General features: G+C 68.4%; 18 protein-coding genes and 1 tRNA gene. 5 read left to right on the forward strand and 14 right to left on the reverse strand.

Annotated features, from left to right (window positions below; translation table 11 throughout):
* Positions 1-190 precede the first annotated feature (190 nt).
* Positions 191-2,098, reverse strand: a complete 1,908-nt coding sequence (locus tag G1C96_RS08600) for a DUF2264 domain-containing protein (protein WP_169276185.1) — start codon at positions 2,096-2,098, stop codon at positions 191-193.
* A 116-nt stretch (positions 2,099-2,214) separates the two neighbouring features.
* On the reverse strand, positions 2,215-3,243 hold the full coding sequence (locus G1C96_RS08605) for a LacI family DNA-binding transcriptional regulator (RefSeq protein WP_169276186.1): 1,029 nt from the start codon (positions 3,241-3,243) through the stop codon (positions 2,215-2,217).
* A gap of 399 nt (positions 3,244-3,642) precedes the next feature.
* Between G1C96_RS08605 and G1C96_RS08610 the strand changes: the two genes are divergently transcribed.
* The gene (locus G1C96_RS08610; protein ID WP_169276187.1) at positions 3,643-4,638 is read left to right on the forward strand and encodes a CTP synthase; all 996 of its coding nucleotides are present in this window, start codon (positions 3,643-3,645) and stop codon (positions 4,636-4,638) included.
* Between the two features lie 216 nt (positions 4,639-4,854).
* Here the strand turns inward: G1C96_RS08610 and G1C96_RS08615 are convergent, their stop codons facing one another.
* The 7 genes from G1C96_RS08615 to G1C96_RS08645 form a co-directional block, all read right to left on the reverse strand.
* Positions 4,855-6,171 (reverse strand): Maf family nucleotide pyrophosphatase, encoded by a 1,317-nt coding sequence (locus G1C96_RS08615; RefSeq protein ID WP_169276188.1) that lies wholly within the window; start codon positions 6,169-6,171, stop codon positions 4,855-4,857.
* A gap of 127 nt (positions 6,172-6,298) precedes the next feature.
* A complete protein-coding gene (gene thrB / locus G1C96_RS08620) occupies positions 6,299-7,303 on the reverse strand; it encodes a homoserine kinase (RefSeq protein ID WP_169276189.1) in 1,005 nt (334 codons plus the stop codon).
* A gap of 55 nt (positions 7,304-7,358) precedes the next feature.
* Positions 7,359-8,669 carry a homoserine dehydrogenase gene (locus G1C96_RS08625; protein WP_335341945.1) on the reverse strand — a complete coding sequence of 437 codons (1,311 nt, stop codon included), beginning with the start codon at positions 8,667-8,669 and terminating at the stop codon, positions 7,359-7,361.
* A 619-nt stretch (positions 8,670-9,288) separates the two neighbouring features.
* Positions 9,289-10,962, reverse strand: coding sequence for a diaminopimelate decarboxylase family protein (locus G1C96_RS08630; RefSeq protein ID WP_169276191.1), 1,674 nt, complete (start codon positions 10,960-10,962; stop codon positions 9,289-9,291).
* 716 nt (positions 10,963-11,678) lie between these two features.
* Positions 11,679-13,514: an arginine--tRNA ligase gene (gene argS / locus G1C96_RS08635; RefSeq protein WP_169276192.1), complete on the reverse strand. Its 1,836-nt coding sequence runs from the start codon at positions 13,512-13,514 to the stop codon at positions 11,679-11,681.
* A 264-nt stretch (positions 13,515-13,778) separates the two neighbouring features.
* The gene (locus tag G1C96_RS08640) at positions 13,779-14,168 is read right to left on the reverse strand and encodes a Rid family detoxifying hydrolase (RefSeq protein ID WP_169276193.1); all 390 of its coding nucleotides are present in this window, start codon (positions 14,166-14,168) and stop codon (positions 13,779-13,781) included.
* A gap of 280 nt (positions 14,169-14,448) precedes the next feature.
* Positions 14,449-14,521: transfer RNA gene (locus tag G1C96_RS08645), tRNA-Arg, on the reverse strand.
* Between the two features lie 200 nt (positions 14,522-14,721).
* Here G1C96_RS08645 and G1C96_RS08650 point away from each other — a divergent pair.
* On the forward strand, positions 14,722-15,342 hold the full coding sequence (locus tag G1C96_RS08650) for a CYTH domain-containing protein (RefSeq protein ID WP_169276194.1): 621 nt from the start codon (positions 14,722-14,724) through the stop codon (positions 15,340-15,342).
* A gap of 40 nt (positions 15,343-15,382) precedes the next feature.
* Here the strand turns inward: G1C96_RS08650 and G1C96_RS08655 are convergent, their stop codons facing one another.
* From G1C96_RS08655 to G1C96_RS08665, 3 genes are all read right to left on the reverse strand, one after another.
* Positions 15,383-16,354, reverse strand: coding sequence for a tetratricopeptide repeat protein (locus G1C96_RS08655; protein ID WP_169276195.1), 972 nt, complete (start codon positions 16,352-16,354; stop codon positions 15,383-15,385).
* A gap of 135 nt (positions 16,355-16,489) precedes the next feature.
* Positions 16,490-17,539, reverse strand: coding sequence for a DUF8094 domain-containing protein (locus tag G1C96_RS08660; protein ID WP_240945184.1), 1,050 nt, complete (start codon positions 17,537-17,539; stop codon positions 16,490-16,492).
* Positions 17,536-18,708 carry a hypothetical protein gene (locus G1C96_RS08665; protein WP_169276196.1) on the reverse strand — a complete coding sequence of 391 codons (1,173 nt, stop codon included), beginning with the start codon at positions 18,706-18,708 and terminating at the stop codon, positions 17,536-17,538. Before G1C96_RS08665 ends, G1C96_RS08660 begins: the two co-directional genes overlap by 4 nt.
* A 95-nt stretch (positions 18,709-18,803) precedes the next feature.
* Here G1C96_RS08665 and G1C96_RS08670 point away from each other — a divergent pair, with 95 nt between their 5' ends.
* Positions 18,804-19,790, forward strand: coding sequence for an FKBP-type peptidyl-prolyl cis-trans isomerase (locus G1C96_RS08670; RefSeq protein ID WP_169276197.1), 987 nt, complete (start codon positions 18,804-18,806; stop codon positions 19,788-19,790).
* 148 nt (positions 19,791-19,938) lie between these two features.
* Here G1C96_RS08670 and nucS read toward each other — a convergent pair whose 3' ends face one another.
* A complete protein-coding gene (gene nucS, locus G1C96_RS08675; protein WP_169276198.1) occupies positions 19,939-20,694 on the reverse strand; it encodes an endonuclease NucS in 756 nt (251 codons plus the stop codon).
* A 250-nt stretch (positions 20,695-20,944) separates the two neighbouring features.
* Here nucS and G1C96_RS08680 point away from each other — a divergent pair, with 250 nt between their 5' ends.
* Positions 20,945-22,255 (forward strand): ABC transporter substrate-binding protein, encoded by a 1,311-nt coding sequence (locus G1C96_RS08680; RefSeq protein ID WP_169276199.1) that lies wholly within the window; start codon positions 20,945-20,947, stop codon positions 22,253-22,255.
* Between the two features lie 108 nt (positions 22,256-22,363).
* Entirely contained in the window at positions 22,364-24,934 is a 2,571-nt protein-coding gene (locus tag G1C96_RS08685) for a glycoside hydrolase family 28 protein (protein ID WP_169276200.1), read from the forward strand.
* Between the two features lie 130 nt (positions 24,935-25,064).
* Here G1C96_RS08685 and G1C96_RS08690 read toward each other — a convergent pair whose 3' ends face one another.
* Positions 25,065-26,636, reverse strand: coding sequence for a glycoside hydrolase family 28 protein (locus tag G1C96_RS08690; RefSeq protein ID WP_169276201.1), 1,572 nt, complete (start codon positions 26,634-26,636; stop codon positions 25,065-25,067).
* Between the last annotated feature and the right edge of the window lie 19 nt (positions 26,637-26,655).

The following is a 26,655-nucleotide window of genomic DNA, read 5'->3' on the forward strand; positions in this document are numbered from 1 at the left end:
GCGTCGCCCCATCGGGCGGCGGGATGACTTGCGGCGGGCTGCGGCGCGGACCTCATCCGCAGGGATTAGGCGCAGATCGGGCGCGGGGCCGGACCCGAGAGACGACGGAGCCCCGGAGACGCACGCGAGCATGCGCGCTCCAGGGCTTCGGCGGTCGTCAGGACTCAGTCAGATCTCGATCAGACCTCGGTCAGGCCTTGAACTCGGCGAACTTCACGGTGCGGGTCTGGCCGTTGGCTTCGACGGTGAGCGTGTCGCCGTCGAGCGTGACGGTCGGCAGCACCACGTGGCCGTCCGCGTCGAGGCTCTCGTTCTCGCGGTCGCCCAGGTACAGCGAGACGAACACGTACTTGCCGGGCTCGATCACGCGGGTCTGCTGCGGGATGCGGGTCTTGGGGAACTGCAGGTTGGTGTTCGGCTCGGGCACGGAGAGATCCACGTCGAAGCCGTCGGACGCCACGAGGCCGGTGATGCCTTCGGCGGTGCGGTAGAACAGGCTCTTCGGCGCGTCGGCACCGGCAGCGGTGCCCGCGGCCTCCACGGTCTCGCCGTAGTCCGGCAGCGCGAAGGAGCCTTCGGCCAGATGCAGCGTGCGCTCGGTGTCGATCACGTGCACGCGGGCGTGCCACGGCATGAACGGCACCACGTAGTTCTGGATGCTCACGTTCTCCCACGGCTGCCACAGCGTGTACACGTAGTCGTCGTGCAGCGCCCATTCCTTCTCGTCGGTGAACATCGTGCGCCAGAAGTACTCGCCTTCGGACACGGCGAGCGCCGAGTCGTAGGCGCCCTGCGCGAGCGTGACGCCGCCCTTGGGCACCGAGAACGCGAACGTGGACGAGTAGACGAACTTCTCGTACTTGGCTTCGCCGTGGGCGTGCTGCCAGTTGTGCTGGCCGGCCACGTAGGCGCGCACTTCCTGGCCGGTCTTCGAATGCTCGACGATCATGTGCGGCTCGGGCTGCACCTTGACCGGCTCGAACTTGAAGTCCTCGCTTTCGCGCACGGACCAGAACGGATCGTCGTCGGGCAGGCACAGGAAGATGAACGTCTTGAGCGCCCAGTAGGCGGATGCCGGGCCGTTGTAGCCTTCGGCCATGTTCATGTTCGGGTAGGCGTAGCCGATCGGGATGAGGCCGTCGGACTGGAACATATTCTGCTGGAACCACCAGCGCAGGTTGCCCATGAGCAGGCGCTTGTAGTCGCCGAGCGTCCAGCCCTCCGGCGGCTCGATGCCGGCGAACGCGGCGGCGCCCCAGAACGCGGCCTGCGCGAAGCGGTAGTCGAGGCTGCGGCCGTACGGCAGGCAGGCGCCGTCGGCGGCGAACCAGTTGGCGTAGCTCTCCACGAACGGGGTGGCGCGCTCGCGCAGCAGCCTGCTCTGCTCGTCGTCGCCCTTGGTGAGTCCCACGAGCACGAGGGTGAAGAACTGGTAGGCGAACGGGATGTAGTTGTCGATGTGGTCGACGAAGCCGTCGTACGACCAGCCGTGGCCGAGGTAGTGCGAGTTGGTGGTGGCGAAGTCCTCGTCGATCTGCTTCTGGCATTCCGGGCGGCCGTGGGCCACGAGCCACGTGTTCACCATGGCCTGGAAGAGCAGCCAGTTGCAGGTGGGCACCACGTGGTCGTTGACCTGCTGGAGCCAGTCGAGGATGTTGGTCTGCTGCTCGTCGGTGAGCTGGGCGTAGAAGTCGTCCTCGGTCTCGTAGAGGAACGCGGTGATGGCGCCCATCTCCACGAAGAGCTGGTCGTAGTCGAGCAGCGGGGAGCCCCAGTAGTCCGGGTCGCCTGGGGTGGTGCCGCGGATGATGGATTCGGTGGTGAACTGCCACCAGTGGCCGAAGCGGTTGATGTTGTGGCGGTTCGTCTTGCTGAACAGCGGGCCGAGGCCCCACAGCAGACGGCAGAAGCCTTCGATGGAGGTGCGGTCCTGCGAGTAGACCGCGCCGGAGTCGGACATGCGGAAGCGGCCGTAGCGTCCGCCCTTGATCATGAGCTCCATCGCGGGCTCGAGCATGTCCACGAGCGCCTGCTCGCATTCGGCCTTGGTCTTGAGACGGTTGGTCTTCAGCTGCTCGTTGAACGGTTTGATCGCCATGTGTACCTCGTTACCTCGTTGTGTTCGTCGGACGACAGGCACATCATATCATGTTTTATTGATTTTAATCAAGTTCGATCAGTTTTGATCACTCATGTCCGCGGCAGGGCCGCCGATCAGTCGAACGCCGGCGAGGAATCGCGCAGCACGAGGGAATGCCGCACCGTGACCTGCCCCGCCTCAGCGCGCCGGCAGTCGCGCACCTGATCGAGCAGCAGATCCACGGCGCGTGCCGCCACCACGCGCTTGCCCAGATCCACCGTGCTCAGCGTCGGCACGGCATAGCGCCCCTGGTCGATGTCGTCCATGCCGATCACGCGCACGTCGTCGGGAATGCCGATGCCGCGGTCGCGCAGCCGCCGCATCACGCCGAACGCCAGCAGATCGTCGCACGCCACCACGGCGTCGATCGCCGGATCGTACTCCAGCAGCACGTCCATGGCGCGCGCCCCCTCGAGACTGTTCCAGTCGTAGATGCCGTGCACCAGATGCCGGTCGAACGGCAGACCCGCGTCCGCGAGCGCCATGCGGTACCCCTCGGCACGGCAGCTGCGCGACGAACGCAGCGGCCCGAGCTCGCCGCCCACCAGCGCGATGTGCGTTCGGCCGGCGCGGATCATGTGCATCGTGGCGTCGTAGCCCGCCCGGACGTTGTCCACGGTGACGTTGGGACACGGCGCCTCGAACGGCTGCGTGCCCAGCACCACCAGCGGGTAGCCGCCCGCGAACAGCGCGGCGTCCCCCTCCCCCATGAGCAGGGGGCTGATGATGAGACCGTCCGTGGATCCGCGCGCCACCGCCTCCACGCAGCGGGTCATGCGCGACCGGTTGACGCCGATGGACTGCACCAGCACGCCGCAGCCGCGCTCGTCCGCCGCCGCGATGACGTGCTCGGCCAGCTCCGCGAAGTACGGCTGCACCAGACTGGTCACCGCCAGCGTCAGCGTCGTCGCGCGCCCCGCGCCGAACGATCCGCGCGACGAGGAGCCGTTCACGTACCCCAGCCGCGCCACGGCCTGACGCACGCGCTCCGCGGTGACGGGGGCGAGCCGCGCGCGGCCGTTCAGGTAGTTCGATACGGTCCCCACCGAGACGCCCGCCGCCGCGGCCACGTCACGCAGCGTCACCTTGTCACCTGCCGCCATGTCCGTCCTTCCCGCGTCGTGTGTTCACCGTATCACAGCGACTGCGGGAGGACATCGGCCCGTCGTCCTTCGCCTTCCGGAGGGGAGCTCGGATCGACGCGCGATATGTCCAAGATGCGCCCGAAGCATGTCCGGAACCACATCCGCCGGGACGACGGGATGTGCTTCCGGACGATTCCGCGCCCCGAAACGTCCGGTCGCACATCCGAACCCGGAAACGGGTGTGCGTTCGGACGATTCCGCGCGTCGAAACGTCCGAACGCACACCCCGGTCGACGATCGGATGTGAGCGCGGACGCCACGCCGCGCGCCACGCCGGCTCCCACGGGTCGTCGGGATGGGATAACCTGCTCACACCGCTAACGGCGATGGAGGATGTCGAACGCGAAAGGCACCATCATGACCAGCAACGGTCCCGTCGCCGCATTGGCCGAACAATCCCGCCGCGAGCGACGATGCATCATCCCTCCCGACGAATCCATGCGCAGGGTCCTGTGCAGACGCGTCGATCGGGGCTCCTTCGTCCGCCCGTGGCGCGGACTGTACGCCGAGGCCGAACACTGGCGCTCGCTCGATCCCAACGAGCAGTCGCTGCACGTCATCCGCGCCCTGTCCGCGGCGCATCCCGATTGGACGTTCGCAGGCCCCTCCGCGGCACTGGTCCATGGTCTGGACTGCCCGTACGCGTTGTCTGGCGATATCTACCGCCTCGTTCCGCGCCATGCGCGCGACACGCATCCGCGCAGGAACCGCCTCGTCGCCGTGACGCCGGGCGCCGGCACCCGGACGGAACGGGTCGACGGCATCATGGTCACCTCCGCGGAGACGACGGTCTACGACTGCGCCGCCCGGTTCCGGCCGAGTCACGCGCTGGCGTTCGCGGACTCGGCGCTCCGCCTCGGCAGATCCACGATCTCCTCGCTCACGGAGCACGGCATGGGGCGCAGACGGGACGGATCCTGGGCCAGGGCCATGCAGCTGCTCGCCCTGGCGAACGGGGCCAGCGAGAACGGCGGCGAATCCCGATGCCGCGGCATGCTGCACGAATGCGGTGCCGACGTGCCGCAGCTGCAGGTGGAGGTGCCGTGTCTGACCGATCGCAGACGGGTGCATCGGACGGACATGATGTGGGTTCGCGAAGACGGATCACACGTCGCCTGCGAGTTCGACGGCACGCGCAAGTACGTGGACCCGGCGATGATCGGCACGCGCGACATCCGCCAGGTGGTGACCGAGGAGCGCGACCGGCAGCAATGCCTGCAGCAACAGGGCATCGACGTGTTCCGTCTCTTCCACGATCAGCTCGACCGGCCCGGAACGGTCAGACGGCTGTTGTCCGTCAATCGCGTGCCGACCAACGACATCATCCGCCGGCAGCTGGGCGCATGGTCGTAGGGAGAACGCGCGAACCGCACGGAGGCGTCGGTCGATCGCGGTCGGAGACGTCCGGAAACACGTCCGTCCGCGGGCATCGGATGTGGATACGGACGTCTCGGCGATCTAGAACGTCCGAAGTCACATCCACATGCGGAAACGGATGTGGCCCCGGACGGATTCATGCACCGAAACGTCCGAAGCCACACCCGCATCCGCCTACAACGCCCACAACGCCTACATGGCGTGCGATATGTCCTGCAGCCGGGCCGTGAACTGCGGCCAGTCGCGCTGCATGGCGGAGATCAGCGTCAGGTCCTTCACCTTCTCCAGCGGCACCCACTCGACCTCCATGCTCTCGTCGTCGTTGGCGCGCGGCTCCACGGTGTGCCCGGGCTTCTCGAACGCGAAGACCGTGGTGTAGCCCCAGGAGCCGTGGTCCTCGAGATACGAGCCGACCACGTCGATGTCCTCGGGGCGGATGTTCGCCTCCTCGTAGCTTTCGCGCAGCGCGCCCTCGAGCGGGCTCTCGCCGTCCGCGGTCGCGCCGCCCGGGGCGCCCCACGTGCCGCCCTCGGCGCTCCACAGCGCGCGATGCTGCAGCAGCACCTCGGTCACGTCGCCGCTCGCCGGGTCGCGGCGCGCCAGCAGCACGCCGGACGCGCCATTGGTGCCCCAGTGCCGCTTGCCGCAGGCGCATTCGATCCACCCGTCGCCGGGCTGGTGCACGTTGTCGCGCGGGGCCTTGGGGTCGTCGGGGTTGATGCCGAGCTGCTGTTCGCGGTTCAGGTTCCACAGGTCGGTGACGCTGTAGCCGAGCTGCTCCACGAGCCTGCGGAACGTGGGCAGGCTCAGGCCGATCACGCCGGACGGGTCGCCCTGGATGGAGTCGATGAACGAGCCGCCGAAGCCCTCCAGCGTGAACGAGCCGGCCACCTCGAGCGGCTCGCCGGTGGCGATGTAGCGTTCGATCTCCGCGTCGGTGTAGTTGCTGAACGTCACCTCGCTGTGACTCACGGCGCGCACCGTGCGGCCCGTGGCCACGTCGATGAGGCAGTGGCCGGTCCACAGCGTGCCCGTGCGCCCGCGCATCTCGCGCAGACGCTCGCGCGCGTGGTCGGCGTCGTGCGGCTTGCCGTAGGCCTGGTCGCCCAGACAGAACATGGAATCGCAGCCGAGGATCAGCGGGCCGCGGCGCGAGACGGCCATGCCGCCGTGGCGCTCGATGGCGTCGAGGATCGGCTCGCGCTCGGCGATCACGTCGAAGCCCTCCCGAAGCGGACGGCACACCTGCAGCTCGCCGGTGGCGCGGGCGGCGGCCTCGCGCACCTCGCAGGTCGCGTCGTACACGGCCTGCGCCTTGGCCTGCCCCAGAATGAGCACCTGGCTCTGCACGGGCAGCTCGGCCACGGTCATGCCCAGACGCGAGGCCTCATGCGCCACCACCGCCGGCTCGTCCACATGGGAGACGCGGATCGTCGCGCAGATGCCGGCGTTGTACAGCACGTCGCGGCGCGGACGTGACTTCGAGGCGAGTATCAGCGGAATAGCCATGATGCACCAACTTCCTACACGGTCAGTTCCTAGTACCGACTGTATCGCAGGAATGCCCCGCTTCCACGCACGGCATGGCGTGTCCGCGCCACGCGGCGGCGTGTCCCGGCGAACGGTCCGGCGGGACTCAGCGACGCTCGATCTCCACGCCGGTCATGTTGATCGGCAGGTGCAGCATGCGCCAGTGCCCGGAGGCCAGCTCGGGCGCGACGAGCGCGGCGATGTCGTCGGCCGCCTGGCCGTGGTGCAGCACCAGCACGCAGGGGCCGGCGCCGGAGACCGCGGCGGCGTAGCCCGCCCTGCGCAGCTTGGCGATGAGCGCGGTGCTCGGCGGCATGAGCGGCGCGCGATACGGCTGGTGAAGCTTGTCCTGCGTGGCGGCGAACAGCAGCGCGTTGGCCTGCGCCGGACCGTCCGCCCCCAGCGAGGACGGGTTCATCGCGGCGGGCATGAGCCCCACGCGCGACACGTTGTACACGGCGTCGCGGTGCGCGATCTGCCGGGGCAGCGCCTCGCGAGCCTTCTCGGTGGACAGCTCGAAGTCCGGCACGAACACGAACGCCTCCACGTCCGGGTCCACCGGGTAGTTGACGGCGTGGAAGCCGCGGCGCAGCGGTTCGCCGCCAGCGATGCCCACGGAGCCTACGCCCTCCGGCGCCTCGAAGTCGTACGAGACCGTGAGCCCGCCGTACACGGCAGGCGCCACGTTGTCCGGGTGGCCCTCGATATGCGCGGCGAGGTCGAAGACGGCCGCGCGGTTCAGCTCGCCGCGGTGCGCGAACCCGGCCGCCGCCGCGATGCCCGCCACGATCGCCTCGGCGCTGGAGCCCATGCCGCGCGCCTGCGGGATGCGGTTGTGCGCCACCATCGTGAAGCCGAAGCGGCCGAGCCCGAAGGTCTCGCACGCCTTGCGGAACGTGGAGACCACCAGATGCGTCTCGTCGCGCGGCAGCGTGTCCTCGCCTTCGCCGTGGATCTCGATGTGCGCGGCGACGTCGTCCGGATTGGCGTTGAGCGTGAACTCGAGCTCGTCGTGGTAGTCGAGCGCGAGGCCCACGGTGTCGAAGCCGGAGCCGAGGTTGGCGCTGGTGGCGGGCACGCGGACGTGGACGGAGCTGATGTCGGGCAGCATGGCGGTCTCCTTCGTTGATGCGATCGACGATGCGATCGATGGTGCGATGCGGCGGTCAGTCCAGCACGCGCAGGATGGACGGTTCGCCGGTGACGAAGTCGAGCTGCTGCACGGCCTTGACGGTGTTGCGCAGCGTGACCTCGTCGGTCGGGTGCGTGACGATGCGCAGCTGCTGGATCTCGCCGTCGTAGCCCGGGTCCACGGCCGTGGGCTTGAGGTCTTGGTTGACGCCGTTGATCGAGACGCCGTTCCTCGCGAACTCGGCGGCGATGGCGGCCAGCACGCCCGGCTTGTCGTGGATGAGGAAGCGCACGGCGAACGCGGCGCGGGAGGCGTCGGCGGGGGCGAACGGCAGGTCGTTGTACAGCGGGATCTCCGGACCGGTGCAGCCGGCGGCGATGTGGCGCGCCTCGGTGACCACGTCGCCCACCACGGCGGACGCGGTCGGGTCGCCGCCGGCGCCGCGGCCGTAGAACATGAGGTCGTCGGCGGCCTCGGCCTTCACGAACACGGCGTTGAAGCTGCCGTGCACGCTGGCCAGCGGGTGGGTGTCCGACAGGAGCGCCGGGTAGACGCGCGCGGAGACGCCGGCCTCGGAGCGCTCCACCACGGCGAGCAGCTTGATGACCTTGTGCTCGGCGGTGGCGGCGGCGATGTCGTCGGCGGTGATCTTGGTGATGCCCTCGACGCTCACGTCGTCGATGGTGACGTTGGTGTGGAAACCGAGCGTGGCCATGATCGCGGCCTTGTTGGCGGCGTCGTAGCCCTCGATGTCGCCGGTCGGGTCGGCCTCGGCGTAGCCCTTGGCCTGGGCGTCCTTCAGCACGTCGTCGAACTGCAGGCCCTTGGTGGTCATCTCGTCCAGGATGTAGTTGGTGGTGCCGTTGACGATGCCGAGCATGCTGGTGACCTTGTCGCCCACCAGGGACTCGCGCAGCGGACGCAGGAACGGGATGGCGCCGCCCACGGCGGCCTCGAAGTAGATGTCCACGCCCTTGTCCGCAGCGGCCTGGTAGATCTCCGGGCCGTACTTGGCCAGCAGCGCCTTGTTCGCGGTGACGACGGACGCGCCGGACTCGATGGCCTTGAGCACGAACGTGCGGGCCACGGTGGTGCCGCCGATGAGTTCGATGACGATGTCCGCGCGGGTGCACAGGCCGGCGGTGTCCGTGGTGAGCAGGGACTTGTCGATCCACGGGTAGTTGACCTCGTCCGGGTCGAGGCAGGCCACGCCGACGAGCTCGATCGGGCGGCCGATGCGCTTGCCGAGCTCCTCCTTCTGTTCCACCAGCAGACGGGCGGTGGCGGAACCGACCGTGCCGGCTCCCAGCAGTGCAACGCGAATTGGGGTGGTGTTCTCGGCCACGCGATCCTCCTCAGTGAAACGACGGTAATCCATATTCATCCTACGGTCCCCCCTCCCCCGACCGGCGTTCCCGCCGCCCGGGAGAAGCCCAGCAGGGCTGACCTCCCCGTCGCCCCGCGCGGGACCAACTTTCCCGTCATCCTGAGCGAAGCCCGAAGGGCGAAGTCGAAGGATCCTTGACCCAAACCACCACAGGCAAAGCCAAGGATCCTTCGACTCCGGCTCCGCCTCCGCTCAGGATGACCGAGGGAACAGCACGAAGTCCACTCAGCCGACAATGATGAAGCCCGAAGGGACTGACCTTCTCACCGCCCCGGTCGGAGCCCGACATCCCCGCCGACCCGGACGGAACCAACTTCCCCGTCATCCTGAGCGAAGCCCGACAGAACCGACCTCCCCTGTCATCCTGAGCGAAGCCCGAAGGGCGAAGTCGAAGGATCCCTGACCCAAACCACCACAGACAAAGCCAAGGATCCTTCGACTCCGGCTCCGCCTCCGCTCAGGATGACAGGAAAGCGGGTCTCCGCTCAGGATGACAGGAAAGCGGGCCTCCGCTCAGGATGACGGGAGAGCGGGTCTCCGCTCAGGATGGCCGAGAAGGCGCGGGGCGGGACGGGGATCAGTCGCTCACGTCGAGGGCGAGCAGGTCGTCGATCGTCTGGCGGCGGATCATCACGTGCGCGCCCGCTTCGGACACACCTACCACCGCCGGGATGAGCGCCTGGTTGTAGTTGCTGGCCATCGTGCGCCCGTACGCGCCGGTCACCGGCACGGCGAGCACGTCGCCGCGGCGGATGTCGTCGGGCAGCTGCACGTTGCGCACCACGATGTCGCCGGATTCGCAGTGCATGCCGCACACGCGCGAGAGCATGGTGCGCTCCGAGCCGCGGCGGTTGGCCAGCAGCGCCGTGTAGTCGGCGCCGTACAGGGCGGGACGGATGTTGTCGGACATGCCGCCGTCCACGGAGACGTACGTGCGCGTGGTGCCGTCCGCCAGATGCACGGGCTTGACCGTGCCCACGCGGTACAGCGTCACGCCGGCGGGGGCCACGATCCAGCGTCCCGGCTCGAAGCTGACGGCCGGATCCGGCATGCCCAGCGCGCGGTTGACGTCGTGCACGGCGGCGGCGAGGCGGCCGAGCTCCGCGTCGATGTCCATCGAGTCCTCGCCGGGGACGTAGGCCACGGAGTAGCCGCCGCCCAGATCGACCTCGGGGACGGTGATCGCGTCCGTGGCGTAGAAGGTCTTGCGCAGCAGCATCATGCGCTTGGCGGCCTGGATGAACGCGTCGGCGTCGTGGATGTTGGAGCCGATGTGCGAGTGGATGCCCACGAGTTCCAGATCCTCGTGGCGCGCGGCGATGTCCTTGAGCACGGCGAGCGCGGGGCCGTCCGCCACGGCGGTCATGGCCTCGGCAAGCGCGCGGTCGGTGGGGCCGACCTCCTCGTGGCTCAGGTCGTAGGGGTAGCGCACGTCGTAGCGCAGTTCGCGGCCTTCGCCCAGATGGTCGCCGGGGCGCGTCTTCTCGGCGTCGGCGGTGTCGGTGGCGTTGGCGGCATCGGCACGGCGCTCGGCCATGCGCGCGTTCGATGCGGCGGGCGTCACGTCGTCCAGATGGTCGAGCACGCCGAACACGGCGGCGTCGGTGCCGGCGGGGACGAGCGGCACGCCGAACTTCTGGTCCTCGTGCGCGGTGGAGATGTATTCGTGGCCGCCCGCGTGGATGCCGGCGGTGACGCGCAGCATGACGCGCGCCCTCTTGCCGAGCCTGTGCGCGATGGCGGCGATGCGGGCCGGCTCGTCCGGCTCGTCCACCACGATCTTCGCGAAGCCCTGCTCGACGGCGAGCGCGATCTCGGCGTCGGACTTGTTGTTGCCGTGCAGCACCAGTCGGCGACCGGGTACGCCGGCGGCGAGCGCGATGCGCATCTCGCCCATCGTGCAGGTGTCCACGTACATGCCGGATTCGGTGACGATGCGCACGATCTCCTTGGACAGGAACGCCTTGCCCGCGAAGCTCACGTGCGTGGTGGAGTTGCTGAACGCCTGCGCGGCGGCGCGCACGAAATGGCGGGCGCGGTCACGCACCTCGTCGGTGTCGATGAGGTAGAGCGGCGAGCCGAACTCGTCGAGCAGTCCGGCCGCGGTACGCCCGTGGAACGTGAGCTCGCCGTCGGCGTTCACCGCCGTGGCCTCGGGCCAGATCGCGCCCGGGCGCGCGCCGTTCCGCGTCGCGTTCGTGGCTTCGGCGGCTTCCGCCGTGGTCTGCGTCCGTTCCTGCTCGTCGCTCATGACAATCACTCCTCGTCGTCTGCCGCGCCGCGCGCGGGTCTCGTCATGACCAGCGTACGCGACCGGCACGCGCGAGGAGCGCGATGTCCACCAATGCGCGATGCGTCGCTACTGCGCGACGGCGGGCTTGGGAGCGCCCGCGCTGCGCGTCTGCGTCTCCGCAAGACGCACCTGACCGTAGATCAGGGCACGCGTGAAATGCATCGCGCACAGTCCCTGTGATTCCGCCGGTGCCTCGCACCCTATGACTCTGCAGCTGTGCTCCGTCATCGTGAGCCCCTTTCCTCTCATACGTCTCGAGAGGACCATCGAAGTCTCGTCGTCACGACTTCGGTCGCCCCTTCACTTCACGAACGTAGCCGTCTCACATGTTGGCCGCAAGAGTACATAAACGCTGTTAACGTTAACGTCTGGGATGTGATCGCTCACTGTGACGAATCTCACAATGCGATCGATTGCATTGCTTACGGACATGCGATAAACGCATCGGCGCCGCATGCCCGGCCGCGCACGCGCACGCGCAACCGCATGTGCAACGCACACGCAAAAGGGCGAGGAACCCCAAAGGATTCCTCGCCCGATACGATGCACGGCACCGCGACGATTCCGCAGGAATCGTCACATCTTCTCGGGACGGGAAGTCCGGTGGACTCCCCGTAGCCGGCGCGACACCACGGAGCGCCGCGCACAACACCGCGACGATTCCGCAGGAATCGTCACATCTTCTCGGGCGCCCCCACGCCGAGCAGATCGAGGCCGGCGGCGATCACCGTGCGCACGGCGCCGTTGAGGCGCAGTCGCGCGGCGGCACGCTCCGCGGACGGATTCTTGGCGATCTGCAGCGCCTCGCGCTCCTCGTCGCCCAGACGGCTCTCCGGATCGGTCAGCGCCATCGGCACCACGCGCTCCACGTTGTACCACTTGTGGTACGCGGCGGCCAGATCCTCGAGGTAGTGGGCCACGCGGTGCGGCGCGCGCTTGTCGCCGGCCTCGCGCACCACGGCGGGCCACTGCGCGAGCGCGGCCAGCACCTCGCCGTCGGCGGCGGTGTCCAGCAGGCTCAGGTCGGCGGCCGCGGCGTCGATGCCCGCGTCAGCGGCGTTGCGGTCCACGCTGCAGCAGCGGGCGTGCGCGTACTGCACGTAGTAGACCGGGTTGTCGTTGGTGTGGCTCGCCAGCAGGTTGAGGTCGATGTCAAGCGGCGAGTTGTAGTCGGAGCGGGCCAGCGAGTAGCGCGCGGCGTCCACACCCACGGCCTGCACGAGGTCGTCGATCGTCACCACGTTGCCGGCGCGCTTCGACATGCGCACCGCCTTGCCGTCCTTGAGCACGTTCACGAGCTGGCCGATGAGGATCACCATGTTCTCGCCCGGCTTGTCGCCGAACGCTTCGCACATGGCCATCATGCGGCCGATGTAGCCGTGGTGGTCGGCGCCGAGCATGTAGATCGCCACGTCGGCGGGCGCGGACGGGTCGCCGTTGCGGTGGCGCTTGTTCCAGTAGTACGCGATGTCCGCGGCGAAGTACGCGAACTCGCCGTTGGACTTGATGATCACGCGGTCCTTGTCGTCGCCGTGTTTGGTCGACTCGAACCAGGTGGCGCCGTCCTTCTCGTAGATGTCGCCGCGCTCGCGCAGTTCGGCGATGGCGCGGTCCACCTCGCCGTCCCGGTACAGGTTGTTCTCGTGGAACCACACGTCGAAGTGGACGCGGAAGTCGCGCATCGACTGCTGGATCTCGTCGAACATCATCGGCACGGCGCGCCTGCGGAACTCCTCGCGCAGCGCGGAATCGGACTCGCCCACGGGCTCGCCGTCGGCGTTGAGCCCCTGGTCCTCGTGGTCCAGGGACGTGAGGTCCACGCCGTCGGCGGCGGCCTCGTCCTGCACGCGGCGGGCGATCTCGTCGATGTAGGCGCCCTTGTAGCCGTCGAACGGGGTCTCGGTCTGGTATCCCTTGTCGCCGAGGTCGTTGGCGCGCGCCCACGCGGCCACGAGCGACTTGGCGAAGCGGTTGATCTGCTCGCCGTGGTCGTTGAAGTAGTACTCGCGCACCACCTTGGCGCCGTTGGCCTCCAGGACGCGGGCCATGGCGTCGCCCACCGCGGCCCAGCGGGTGCCGCCGATGTGGATGGGACCGGTGGGGTTGGCGGAGACGAACTCGAGGTTGAGCGTCTCGCCGCCCAGATGGTCGTTGCGGCCGAACGCGGCGCCCTGTTCGAGCACGGCGTCGACGATGGCGGCCGCGGATGCGGAGTCGAGCGTCACGTTGATGAAGCCGGGGCCGGCCACCTCCACGGACTTGATGCCGGGGGCGGCGGCGAGCGCGGCGGCGAAGAGCTCGGCCAGGTCGCGCGGCTTCATGCCGGCCTTCTTGGCCAGCTGCATGGCGGCGTTGGACGCCCAGTCACCGTGCGCGCGATCCTTGGGACGCATCACGGCGAACTTGGCGGTGGGGGGAATCAGGTCTTCGGTGAGCTGGCCGGCCTTGCCTGCGGCCACCAGCTCATGCGCGATCTTCTCGATCAGTTCACTCAGGGCTTCAGGACTCATTCTCCCCAGTCTAACGGGCGCGTTGACAGTCGGCGGGAGCGGACGATTCCGGAGCGGCCGTCGGCGCACGCGGATGACGGGTCACGGTCCCCGACCACCCGACGACGGTCCATACATACGATTTCACCGGCGAGGCGGACCTCGGCCGGTGAAATCGTATGCGCCCGTACGGTTCCACCGTCCGAGCGAGTCCACGGCGGTGAAATCGTACGAACGACGGACAACGGGCGTGCAGACGGACGATCGGAAGACCGGAACCGCGCGTCAGACCGCGGCGATCGCGTCGATCTCCACGAGCGCGCCCTTGGGGATCATGTTGTTGCCGAACGCCACGCGCGCCGGCTTCACGGAACCGATGAACACCTCGGCGTAGCGGGCGTCCACCTCCTTGAAGTCCTCCACGTTCCTCAGGTAGATGGTGGCGCGCACCACGTGCTCGATGCCGGTGCCCGCGGCATCGAGGATGCACTTGATGTTCTTCAGCGCCTGCGCGGCCTGCTCGCCCGCGGTCTCGCCGGCCAGCTCGCCGGTGGCCGGATCGATGCCCAGCTGGCCGGAGACGAACACGAACCCGTTGGCCTTCACGGCCTGGCTGTAGGCGCCCAGCGCCGCCGGTGCGTACGACGTGGCGACCTCTTCCATCTTCTCGCTCATGTGTGCTCCCATCTGTCGACTCATGATCGGTGACGCCCACCACGACGGTGCGGCGATTGCGTCACAGTGTAGGCGTCGCGTCCCTCCGTCCGCGCGCGGCGTCTCGCATCATGCAGCGCCACGCAGCATGTGGGACGCCGGAACGACGACGCGCCCAGAGCCTCCCATGGCCCCGAAGCGATGTGTCCGATGCATGCCCGACTATGTACCCGATGTGTACCCGATTTCCGCCCCCGGATATGAGAAAAGGCGGAAAACCATTGGAATTCCGCCATTTCTGTGGGCTCGAAGGGGTTCGAACCCTCGACCTTCTGTTCCGGAGACAGACGCTCTATCCACTGAGCTACGAACCCGGCGCGCGGCGACGATCGCCACGCAACTGCTCTATCGTACGGCAAGGCGCGCGCATCGGCAACCGGAACGGCCGCGGCGCGGGCGCGGGCGGAACGGACGCGGCACAGGCTCGGAACGGACGCGGCATGGACGATCATCGCGCCTCGTCCGTCGCGCGGAGGCACTGCCGCGTCGACGTTCCGGTCCGTACAATGGGGCTATGCGAGACGATTTCGAGTACGAGCGCCGCTTCTTCTGCCACGAACTGCCGGAGGAGCTGGACGACGGCTCCGCGCCGATCCTCATCGTGCAGAGCTACTACGTGCATCAGGACAACTACGCGTTGCGCGTGCGCCTGCAGACCACGCGGATCCGCGAGGCGATGACGCCGGGCACCGATCCGCTCGCCGTGCTCAGGGACAACCGCAGCGCCTTCGCGCAGGCGTTCGTGACCGTCAAGGGGCCGTCCGTGGGCGGCACGCGCTACGAGGCCGAGCGCGACATCGACCCGGACATCGCGGCGGAGCTGGTGATGCGCGGCGGGGCGCCGATCATCAAGAACCGCTACAGCGCCTGGATCGGCGAGGACGGCTGGAACATCGACGTGTTCGGCGGACGCAACGCCCCGCTCGTGGTGGCCGAGGCCGAGCGCAGCGGCCCGGTGACGAACCTCGTCATCCCGCGGTTCTGCGTCAGCGAGATCACCGACGACGCGCGCTTCTCCAACGACGGCCTCGCCTCGCGCCCCTATGCCGACTGGGCCGCGGACTACGCGCGGGAGCTGGACGACCACGGGCCGCGCATGCTCACGTTCTTCGGCAAGGACCGCCGCGAGGAGTAGCGAAGCTCGGCGGCTCAGTACAGCTATAGCTCAGTACGGCTCAGTACATCAGCATCGCGAGGCGGCGGCGCGCGCGCTTCAGACGCTCGTCGGTGGGCTCGGGGATGGCGAAGTACTCGAGCAGACGCTGGCGCACGGGTTCCAGATCGGCCTTGTGTCCCGCGGCGAGGTAGTCGAGCAGACGATCGAAGGCGTCCTGGATCTGCCCGCCGATCATGTCGACGTCCGCCACGGCGAGCTGCGCCTCCACGTCGTCGGGAGCCGCGGCGGCCGCGGCGCGCACCTCGCGCACGTCCGCGTTCCCGGAGCGCGCCAGCAGCAGCGCCTTGGCGCGTTCGCGCGCGGCGAGCACGTCGTGCGGATCGGATTCGAGCACCTTGGCGTAGGCCGCGGCGGCGCCGGCGTAGTCGCCCTGCTGCGCGAGGGCGCGCGCCTCGAGATGCTCGGGCGGCACCTGATCGCCCTGCGCGGCCGCGGCGCCGTTCTCCCCCGAGCCGGCGGCGTCGGCGTTCGGATCGCCCTGGTACGGCGCGGTGCCGGTCACGCCGGACTGCTGGGCCATCTGGATGATCTGCGGGATGAGCGTGTCAGTGATCTGCGTGAGCTCCTCGTCGGACGGCATGCCCTGCAGGATGGGCATCGGGCGTCCGTTGACGAGCGCGAACAGCGCGGGCGCGCCCTGCACGCGCAGCGCCTGCGCGATGGACGGATTGGAGGCGATGTCGATGCGGGACAGCTGGATCTGGCCGTTGCGCTTGTTCACCGCGTCGCCCAGCGTGCGCGCGAGCGCGAACAGGCGGTCGTCGGTGGGGATCCACAGCATGAGCAGGATCGGGAAGGTGGCCGAGGTGGCCACCATGGACTGGAACGACGCCTCGGTGGTGTCGATCACGTAGCCGCCCGCCGCGGGCGCGCCGCCGGCCTGCCCGGGATCGGACTTCACCTGATGCTGCAGCGCCTCCAGATCGACGGCGCCCGCCAGCGAAACCCCCGGCTTGAATTCCTGAGCCATACTGTCACGTTCCTTCCCACGCCGCCGGCGCCACGGGGCCGACGGACCGTGCATGGGTCATACAACAATGCCGGAACCATTGTAGGTTCCGGCATGACGTCAGCGGCCGTTCCGCTCGGGGCCGCATCCGATGCGCTACAGCGCCTCCACCTTGACGGGCTGACGCTCGGCGCCCACCGCCTGGATCTGCGCGCCGGACGACGCCAGCGGCACGTACAGCGCGATCACGTTGACGTAGGTGACCTTCATCGTGCTGGTGGCGGTGCCTCCCGCGAACAGCGCGGTCTCGCCGGCGGACGCGGGCAGCGATTGGCGTCCCTCGCCGGCCTGGCGCGTCCATTCGGAGTTGATCTGCGCGATCACCAGATCGCCGCCGTCGGAAGAGCGCATCACCTTGATGGCGTCGGGCTCCACCGCGAAGGTCTGCGTCTGCGTGCCCTTGTTGGCCTCCATGCCCTGCTGCACCTTGGCCACGGTGGCGGCGAGGTCGGTGCGGAAGGCGTCGTCGGCGAAGGACGCGGCGTACTGGCTGTTGGCGCCGTTGGTCAGCAGATCGGCGTACTGCGCCACCGCGTCCGCGGGCGTGGCCACCAGTCCGGTGTCGTTGGCGGTGCCCATCGCGGTGCCGATCTTCGGCACGGCGAACTTGGGCAGCTGCGCGCCGGAGAAGAGTCGCGCCACGCCCCACAGCTTGTAGTTGGCGTGCGCGGAGGTCTGCTCCATCACCAGCAGGCGCTGCGTCTGCTGGTCGCTGGTGGTGGTGGTGATGGACAGGAGCGTGCGCGGCCATCCGGTGTCCGTGGGGATGACGGTCTGCTCGATGTCTGACGGGATGTTCGCGGTCTTGTCCAGCGCGCCGGTGGCGGCGGCGATGGTCAGCTGCGAGGTGCGCACGGCCAGCGAGGGGCCGGTGAGGCGCGTCTGCAGCGCCGAGGGGTCCTTGGAGTCGTTGGCGGCGTTGATGACGTCGAGGATGGACGCGCGGATCTTCGCCTCCTGGTCCACGGTGAGGTCCGGCGTGCGGGTGTTCGACGTGGTGCCGGACGACGCGCTCGCCGTGACCTTGGGCACCGGGCCCTCGCAGCCCGCGAGCGCGGACATCGAGACGACGGCCAGCGCCGCGGCGGCGACGCGTGCGACGCGCATCGCACGCGCGGAGTTTGCGTTGCGACCGTTGCGAATCATCGGCTACCCCCTTCGCCCTTGCCGTCCTTGCCGGCGTTCTCCGCGTTGAGCCGCGCGATGTACGCGTTGAGTTCGTCCATGCTGATCACCGAGGTGGGCTCGGCGTCCTGCGCCGCGGCGCGATCGGCGTCCGCCCCGCCGTCCGGCGAGGACTGGACCGGGCCGAGCGTCACCTCGGGGACGGGCCGTGCGTCCTGCGACGGCTGAGCGTCCTGCGCGCCCTTCGCGGCGGCGGCGGTCTGCGCCACCATGTTCCGGTCGGTCACGTCCACGACCTTGGGCTGCGGCACGGATGCCGCGGACTCCGCGCCCCCGGTGCCGCCCGCGGCACGACGGGCGTGGCGGCGGCGCTTCGGCTTGGCGAGGTGCAGCGCCACGGCGGCCGAGTTGACCGCGGATCCGGCGATGCCCGCCACGAGATGCGGGATGGTGACGGTGATCTCCTCCTCCACACGGGCCACCTCCGTTCCGGACGCGCTGCCCTTTTTGCGGCGCTTGGAGGGATGCACGGCGAACAGCGAGGCGCTCAGCACCGCGGCGATCGTGAGCAGACCGCCCACGAAGTACAGCGGCGTGGCGTAGTCGGGCAGCTTGGCGCGCGTCCAGCTCATGCTCACCGTGAGCGCGGCGCCGGTGTCGTCGTCGGCGGCCGCGTCGGCGTTGCTGTCGAAGAGCAGCTCGGTGGAGGCGGCGTCCGCGGGGCGTTCGATGCTCACGGTGCCGGTGCCGCAGTCCACGGACTGCCACATGTCGGATTGTTCGAGGCTCACCGCGTCGGCGGGCGCGTCCGGGGTGCCGGTGGCCTTGGCCTGGGTCACGGACAGCTCGCTCCACGAGGCCAGTCCGGTCAGACGCGTGTAGGGATGGCCGGCCACCCAGCCGGTGATGTCGTGCGGCAGACCGGAGACGACGCACAGTTTGCGGTCGGCGGCGGAGGACGTGACGGTCACGGTGGAGGCGCCGTCCGCCAGGGCGAGCACGCCCGGATCCGTGACGACGTAGCGCGTGTCCGCGGACGCGGAGGCGTTCACCTGGGCGGTGGGCTTCCACTCGGTCGCGTTGAGGATGCCGAAGACGAAGCAGGCGACCGCCAGCAGCCCGAAGATGGGCGTGACGACGCCACGCATGATGGTGGCACGACGCGAGGTCTTGTGTTCCTGATCAGTCATAGCGCCTTCCATTCTACAATCCCTTCACCTTTCATTCACTACCGGGCCGATTCCGCTCCCCGCGAGTTCAGCCGCACACGGTACTGTGGTGCGGTATGCGTTATGACTCTGCAAAGCACATCCTGTCCACCGCCGCGGCGGCCGTCTGCGCGCTGGCCATGACCGTCGGCCTCGCGGCCTGCGGCGGCAGCGGCAACACGACGGCGTCCGCGTCCGGCTCCTCCTCCGCCGCCCCCTCCTCCTCGTCCGCGTCGTCCTCGCTGGTGAAGATGACCGGCATCAAGGCCAGCGGCGAGGTCGGCCAGAAGCCCACCATCACGTTCGACAGCACGCCGTACACCGTGCCGGACGGCGGCTATGCGATCCTGCAGGAAGGCAACGGCGACACCCTCGAGGAGGGCGACCGCATCTGCATGCAGTCCGTGGCCATCAGCGCCAAGACCGGCGCCGAGATCTACTCCAGCTGGGAGAACGCCACGCCCGACTGCGCCGCCGTGCTCGACTCCTCGCAGCTGCGCTCCGGCCTGCTCGACGTGTTCAAGGGGCAGAAGGTCGGCATGCTCATCGCCATGGGCGTGAACGACACCACCGCCACCGACGACGCGCAGAAGTCGTACGTCATGGCCTCCACCGTGGTCTCCAAGTCCCGCGATCTGACGCGCGCCGAGGGCGACGCCGTGACCGACGTGCCGTCCAACCTGCCGAAGGTGACGCTGGACGGCAACGGCAAGCCGTCGATCGACATCAACGGCTACCAGTCGGACGGCACGCTCGTGGCCCAGCCGCTCATCAAGGGCAAGGGCGCGCAGGTCACCTCCTCCTCCACCGCCGTGGTGAAGTACACCGGCTGGCTGCTGGACGGCACGCAGTTCGACTCCTCGTGGGACAAGAACACCACGTTCAACGCGAGCATGTCCGGCGGCGTGTTCACCGGATGGACCGAGGGCCTGACCGGCCAGACCGTGGGCTCCCAGGTGCTGCTGGTGGTCCCGCCGGACAAGGGCTACGGCTCCACCGCGCAGGGTTCCATCCCGGCGAACAGCACGCTGGTGTTCGTGGTGGACATCCTGGCCGCGTACTGATCCGCTTCTCTGCTTCGGTCAGACGAGCTTCCGGCCCGTCCGCTCCGCCCCGCATCCCCGGATGATCTCCGGACGCGCGGGCCGGAACGGGCGGGCCGTCATCGTATGCACGGCATGCGCGGCCGGCCGCGCTCAGACGCTCAGACGTTCAGAACAGGCGCAGCTCGTCGGAGTCGACGCCGCGCATCTCGTCGTAGTCGAGGATGAGGCACGTGAAGCCGCGGTCCTCGGCGAGCGTGCGCGCCTGCGGCGTGATGGTCTGCGCGGCGAAGATGCCGTGCACGGGCGCGAGCAGCGGGTCGCGGTTGAGCAGCTCGCAGTAGCGCGTGAGCTGCTCGACGCCGTCGATGCCGCCGTGGCGCTTGATCTCGATGGCCACGTGCTCGCCGTTGGCGTCGGTCGCCATGATGTCCACCGGGCCGATGGCCGTGGGATATTCGCGGCGCACCAGCTTGGCGCCGGCGCCGATGCGCTCGATCTGCTCGGCCAGGCAGCGCTGCAGGTGGTCCTCCACGCCGTCCTTGATGAGTCCCGGGTCCTCGCCCAGATCGAAGCTCTCGTCCGAATGGATGCGGTACAGCTTCACCTCGAGGATGTCGCTCGACTTGGCGGCCGCGACGCGCAGCACCCTGACCGGCGTTGCGACGTCGGGGTCGATCGTCGTCGCGTCCACGTCCGGCTCGGATTCGGCGTCGGTTCCGGAATCGGCAGGTGCGTCGTCGGGCGTGATCTCCCTGAGCGTGCACGGCGCCGCCATCCAGTTGAGCGGCTTGTACGATCCCAGCTCGGAGAAGATGAGCAGACTCGAATCGGCCTTGATGAGCAGCACGCGCCTGGCCGGGGGCAGCGTGGCGTTGAGGCGTCCGGAGTATTCGGCAGAGCAGTCGGCAACGATGATTCGCACGGCCCACCACCCTACCGCATCCCCCGACCGGCGCGGCGACGGCGATCGGGGGCCCGCATCGCCCAATGCGCATCGCCGATATCGACATAATCAATGCAAACCATGGCAACAAATCTGGAATCAGGCGTTGTGCAGCCATACAGTGACCGCGAGTCCTCTAGCAGGAAGTAGAGGGCCGCAGTGGTACAAGGTTGTATCAACAAGCGGGCGGCAATGTTGCACCTGCGCAAGCAAGGGAAAGGTGATTCCAATGCGATCGATCATGAAGAAACTCGGCGCCGCAATCGTCGCGGGCGCCATGCTGTGTTCCGTATCCGCCTGTGGCAATTCCGCATCAGGAAGTGGAGACGACAACAAGCTGACCATCGCATGGTGGGGCAACCAGCAGCGTAACGACCGCATGGGCCAGATCGACAAGATGTTCGAGGAGCAGAACCAGGGAGTCTCCATCGACGGGCAGTTCTCCGAGTTCTATGACTACTGGCAGAAGCTCTCCACCAACGCCGCCGGCAAGTCCATGCCCGACATCATCCAGATGGACTACATCTATCTCAACCGATACATCGAGAGCGGCCTGCTGCAGGACATGCAGCCGTACATCGACGACGGCACGATCAATCTGGACAACGTCGACGACAAGGTCATCGAACCAGGACAGAAGGATGGCAAGACCTACGCACTGGTGAACGCGGTGAACGCGCCGGTGCTGGTGTACAACAAGACGTTGCTGGACAATGCCGGCATCACGGTCCCTGAGAACATGACGCTCGACGAGTTCGAGTCGATCAGCAAGCAGGTCTACGAGAAGACCGGCTACAAGACCAACTTCTACTACTACGAAACCTGCAACGTCATGGAATACCTGCTGCGCGGCGAAGGCGTGCAGCTGTTCGAGGACACCAAGCTCGGCGTGGATTCCGCGGCCCAGCTCGAGGAATACTTCAACGTCTATCAGACCGGTATCAAGGAAGGATGGCACCTCGCGCCCGAGGTCTACACCGAGATCAAGGTCGGCTCCAACGACCAGAACCCGCTGGTCTACGGTTCCGATCCGTCGCATCGTTCGTGGGTGACGTTCGCGTTCACCAACAACGTGTCCGCCTTCCAGTCCTCCATGCCCAACGGAGACAAGGTGGCGGTGGCCAACTGGCCGTCGTCGAACACCACCAAGTCCAACTACGTCAAGCCCAGCCAGTTCTTTGCCATCTCCCGCGATTGCAAGAATCCGAAGCTCGCTGCGAAGTGGATCGACTTCTACACCAACAACGAGGATGCGAACAAGATTCTGCTCACCGACCGAGGACTGCCCATCAGCTCGAAGATCCAGACCGCCATCAAACCCAGCCTTGACGAGAGCGACGTGACGGCGATGGACTTCCTCAATGACGTCATCATTCCCAACAGCAGCACGATCAACCCGGCCTGGCCGTCCGCCGCAAGCACCGTCGGCACCAAGGTCCTGCCGACCATCGAGGAATCGCTGTGCTACGGCACGATCGACGCCAAGACGGCGGCGCAGCAGTTCTTCGATCAGGCCAACGAGACGCTGGCCAAGGGCTGATCCGTCTTATCCCATTCCTCCCGGACGCGCGACGTTTTCCCTGTGCGTTGCGCGCCCGGGTTCTCAGAACCGACAACACCACCATCCCGATGTGAAGGAGCATCATCAATGAGCACAACGACCGAGAAGCGCGTCAGGCCGCGTATCCCCCGCGCCACCGGCAGCGTGGTGACACCGAAGGACCTCGCGAAGCCGCGCCTCTTCAGCGTCCTGGACTTCGGCGCATCGCCGGACGCGAGCCCCGCCTCGAACCAGAAGGCCATCAACGCCGCCATCCGGGCGGCCGCGGACGCCGGCGGCGGCACCGTGACGATCCCCGAGGGACGCTTCGAGACGTACACCGTGGTGCTGGCCAGCAACGTGAACCTGCGCATCGACCGCGGCGCCACGCTCGCCTCCGGCCGCTACGCCATCCGCGAGGGCGTGATCGACTTCACCGGCGAGGGATTCGCGCAGGAGGGCCAGGACGGCAACAGCCTCGAGCCCGAGGTCAACCGCTACGTGGGCCTGCAGGACCACGCGCACTCCTATCTGCGCAACTGCCTGATCTGGGGCGACCGCGTGAGGAACGCGATGATCTACGGCGAGGGCCTCATCGACGGCAGCTGGGTGGACGAGCACGGCGTGCGCCACGACGCGCTGGCCTACGCCGACCCGCAGGACCCGCCGCGGCGCGACCAGCCGGGATACACCACCGAATGGTTCGGCAACAAGGGCATCGCGCTGTTCGACTGCGCGCACATCGTGCTCAGGGACTTCTCGATGCTCATGGGCGGCCACTTCGCGATCATCGCCACCGGCACCGACGACCTGCTCGTGGAGAACCTCACCGTGGACACCAACCGCGACGGCATCGACATCGACTCCGTGGCCGACTGCACCGTGCGCGGCTGCACGTTCAACACGATGCACGACGACGCGATCGTGGTGAAGTCGTCCTACGGCGCGCAGCGGTTCAAGGACTCGCACAACATCCTCATCGAGGACTGCACGGTGTGCGGCTACGACATCGGCTCGGTGCTCGCCGGCAACCCCACCACGGACCGTCAGGCGTGCTACCCGGCCATGGGGCCGATCGGACGCGTGAAGCTCGGCACCGAGGCCACCGGCGGCTACAGCCTCGTGACCATCCGCAACATCCGCTTCCGCCGCTGCACCGGTCTCGCGCTCGAGGCCGTGGACGGCTCGGACATGACGGACATCGTGGCCGAGAACTTGGAAATGGACGGCGTGACCGCGTGCCCGGTATTCATCCGCGTGGGCGACCGCGCCCGCTTCCCCGTCACCGGCCACGGCACCGACCAGCTGCGCGCGCCCGAAGGCGACGTGCGTCTGGACGAACCCGAATGGGTGCTGCCCAACCTGCCCGGCGAGTACGACGTCTACCCCGTGCGTCGCTACGTGCCCTCCTACCGGCGCGTGGCGACGACGTTCGACGGCGGCCGTACGCTCACGGTGGTGGACCAGCGCGATCCGGTGCACGTCAACCCCGCGAACTTCACGGAGACGGACGGCGTGCGGCATCCGTACCGCTACGACGAGACGGCGCACGCCTACGTGCCGGACGAGTCGGTGACGCTCACGGACCACGACGTGCTGTGCATGGGCAACGCGGTGGGCGCGGCGCGACCGGCCCGCTGCGAGCGCGTGGAGATCACCAACGTAAAGGCCCGCGACGTGGACCCGCGCTACGCGATCATCGTGGCCGGCTGCGTGGACGGGCGCATCCGCGACCTGCGCCTGACCAACGTCGACGTGACGTTCCGCGGCGGCTACACGCTCCGCGATGCGGCCGAGCAGCGCTTCGTGCGCACCGACTGGACGTTCGGACAGACCGATCTGGCGCGCGAGACCACGCCGCTGGACTGGTTCGTGCAGCAGGACCGCGAGTACACGATGCCGCGCGTGCGCTTCGACGCCGCGACGGGCGAGTGGGTGGACGACCCGTACAACGTGCCGGAGGCGGCGCGCGCCTACCCGGAGCCGGTGCAGTTCGGCATCACGCCCGCGTACGGCATGTACGTGCGCCATGCGGACGACGTGGTCGCGTCGAACGTGCGGCTGCGCTGGAACGTGGAGGACACGCGTCCCGCCGTGGTGCTCGACGACGTGCACGGCGTGCGCCTCGAGCGTCTCGACGCGGACGCCGCGCCGGACGTGCCGGCCGTGGTGGAGGTGGAGCACCGCCGCAAGCGCCGCACCTGCTTCGAGTTCGTGCCGGAGGAGCCGTACTTCGCCACGCGCGTGGAGGACGCGGCGTACCCCGCGGACACGGCGGTGGAGCGGGTGACGATCGACAACCCGGAGGCCGCCACGCCGCCGGATTCGCTCTACCCGCACCCCACGCTGCCCAGTCTGGAGAACGGCTACCGCTACGCGACGCCGAACGCGGACCGCCCGCTGCCGCGCACCGCGTACCTGCCGTACTTCCTCATGCCCTCGCGCGTCGACGCGGCCGCGGGCGAGGAGCTGGCGCTGGACGTGACGGTGCGCGACCCGCTGCCGGGCGCCGGCCCGATGGCCGTGCGTGCGACCGGACTGCCGGACGGCGCCGCGTTCGACGGGCGGCGGATCGTCTGGACGCCCGCGGACGGACAGCGCGGCGTGCATCACGCGCGTCTCGCGTTCGACGTGGCGGGCACCGTCGTGGAGCACGACGTCGCGATCGTCGTGCGGTAGCCGTCCCGCGTCGCGCGGTCCGATCGACCGTGCGACGCGAACATGACGAATGGGCTGGAACCCGGGAACGGGTTCCAGCCCATCGTCGTATCCGTCGTCGCATCCTCCGTACGCGCGAAGCGCAGGATCGTCACTCGCCCTTCAGCGGATTCTCCCCCGCCGGCAGCGTCTCCACGTCCGCGGCGTCCACGTCGGACATGCGCAGGCCGCGCACGTTGCACAGCTCGATGCGCCCGGAGCCGTGCTCCACGCCGCCGAGCGTCACGTTGCGCAGCTCCACGCCGCGCACCTCGTGCCCGGGCTTGGCGAAGCCCTTGACGAGCACCGCGGTGGTGGGCCGCACGTCGTGCTCGTCGTCGCCCCAGTAGCGGCCGAGCACGTGCAGGCGCTCGAAGCGGAAGCGCTCGAAGAACGGCTCGTCGGGTCCCGGCACGCCGTCGTCGTTGTAGCCCACCGCATGCACGGTGATGCACGCCAGCTCGCAGTCGCGCACGGTCACGTCGCGCACGTAGCCGCCGCGCTTGGGCGTGCCCTTGATGTGCATGCCGTAGCGGGAGCGCGAGAGATCCACGTTCCAGATCGCCACGTCCTCCACGCCGCCGCTCATCTCGGAGCCGATGGCGATGCCGTGGCCGTACGCGGCCTCGCAGTCGAAGATGCGCACGTGCCTGGTGGGACGGTCGATGGCGTTGCCCTCCGGGTTCTTGCCGGACTTGATGGCCACCATGTCGTCGCCGGTGTCGAAGCGGGAGTCGAACAGGAAGCAGTTCGTGGACGAGTCGGGGTCCCAGCCGTCGCCGTTCCACACGCCGCGCGAGACGAACGAGCAGGCGTAGGTGACGAACGTGTCCGAGTAGATGGCCTGCACGTTCCAGCTGGGGCTCATGCCCACGGTCAGGCCGTACAGCTCCACGTTCTGCGCGTTGGCCACGGTGATGAGCCTGCCGCGCACGCGTCCGGGGATCGTGTCCGCGTTCTCGCAGGTGGCGACGTAGTCGGCCATCGCGGCCAGCTCGTCCTTCATGGCCTCGCGCTGCAGTTCGATGGTGCGGCGCATGAGCTCGGCGCCGCCGCCGAGGATCGATCCCTCGCCGTTGATCGTCACGTTACGCGTGGTGTATCCGGCCTCGTGGTCCACGGCGCCCACGTTGATCAGGCTCGCGTAGCACTCGCATTCGGTGCCCTCGAAGCGGGTCCACACGCGCGGCTCGTAGTCGGCCGGGTCCGCGGAGCCCTGCAGCACGCCGTCGGCGCGCACGGTGAGCTCGGAGTCGGAGTGCATGGTCAGGGCGCCGGTGAGGAACGTGCCGGCGGGCACCACCACGCGGTCGGACGGACCGCAGTCGTCAAGCGCGCGCTGGATCGCCGCCGTGTTCAGCGTCACGCCGTCGCCCACCGCGTGGTAGGGGGCGGCGGTCACGTCGATCTCGCGCTTGGCCGGCAGCGTGCGGAACGTGCCCCCGAGCATCGGCTCGAACGTGCCGTACTCGCCCTTCTCGCTCATGCACACCGCGAAGTCGTGTTCGGTGTCCGGCTCGAGGTCCAGGAACGTGACGTGCGTGCGGTCCACCTTGGCGGCCTCGGAGCCGTCGAAGCGGATGCGGTAGATGCAGCTCGGCGTGGCCTCCTCGGGCTGGTCCCAGAACAGGGTGATGCAGGTGTCGGATATGCTCGCATGAAGTCCGTCGTTGGACTGGATCATGGGTCCTCCCGTGACGTCT

It is taken from the genome of Bifidobacterium moraviense (assembly GCF_012932365.1).
In the GTDB taxonomy this organism is placed as follows: Bacteria; Actinomycetota; Actinomycetes; order Actinomycetales; family Bifidobacteriaceae; genus Bifidobacterium; species Bifidobacterium moraviense.

Coding starts and splice junctions, on each gene's coding strand:
- G1C96_RS08600 (WP_169276185.1), bottom strand. CDS start 2,098: ATGGCGATCAAACCGTTCAACGAGCAGCTGAAGACCAACCGTCTCAAG.
- G1C96_RS08605 (WP_169276186.1), bottom strand. CDS start 3,243: ATGGCGGCAGGTGACAAGGTGACGCTGCGTGACGTGGCCGCGGCGGCG.
- G1C96_RS08610 (WP_169276187.1), top strand. CDS start 3,643: ATGACCAGCAACGGTCCCGTCGCCGCATTGGCCGAACAATCCCGCCGC.
- G1C96_RS08615 (WP_169276188.1), bottom strand. CDS start 6,171: ATGGCTATTCCGCTGATACTCGCCTCGAAGTCACGTCCGCGCCGCGAC.
- thrB (WP_169276189.1), bottom strand. CDS start 7,303: ATGCTGCCCGACATCAGCTCCGTCCACGTCCGCGTGCCCGCCACCAGC.
- G1C96_RS08630 (WP_169276191.1), bottom strand. CDS start 10,962: ATGAGCGACGAGCAGGAACGGACGCAGACCACGGCGGAAGCCGCCGAA.
- argS (WP_169276192.1), bottom strand. CDS start 13,514: ATGAGTCCTGAAGCCCTGAGTGAACTGATCGAGAAGATCGCGCATGAG.
- G1C96_RS08640 (WP_169276193.1), bottom strand. CDS start 14,168: ATGAGCGAGAAGATGGAAGAGGTCGCCACGTCGTACGCACCGGCGGCG.
- G1C96_RS08650 (WP_169276194.1), top strand. CDS start 14,722: ATGCGAGACGATTTCGAGTACGAGCGCCGCTTCTTCTGCCACGAACTG.
- G1C96_RS08655 (WP_169276195.1), bottom strand. CDS start 16,354: ATGGCTCAGGAATTCAAGCCGGGGGTTTCGCTGGCGGGCGCCGTCGAT.
- G1C96_RS08660 (WP_240945184.1), bottom strand. CDS start 17,539: ATGATTCGCAACGGTCGCAACGCAAACTCCGCGCGTGCGATGCGCGTC.
- G1C96_RS08665 (WP_169276196.1), bottom strand. CDS start 18,708: ATGACTGATCAGGAACACAAGACCTCGCGTCGTGCCACCATCATGCGT.
- G1C96_RS08670 (WP_169276197.1), top strand. CDS start 18,804: ATGCGTTATGACTCTGCAAAGCACATCCTGTCCACCGCCGCGGCGGCC.
- G1C96_RS08680 (WP_169276199.1), top strand. CDS start 20,945: ATGCGATCGATCATGAAGAAACTCGGCGCCGCAATCGTCGCGGGCGCC.
- G1C96_RS08685 (WP_169276200.1), top strand. CDS start 22,364: ATGAGCACAACGACCGAGAAGCGCGTCAGGCCGCGTATCCCCCGCGCC.
- G1C96_RS08690 (WP_169276201.1), bottom strand. CDS start 26,636: ATGATCCAGTCCAACGACGGACTTCATGCGAGCATATCCGACACCTGC.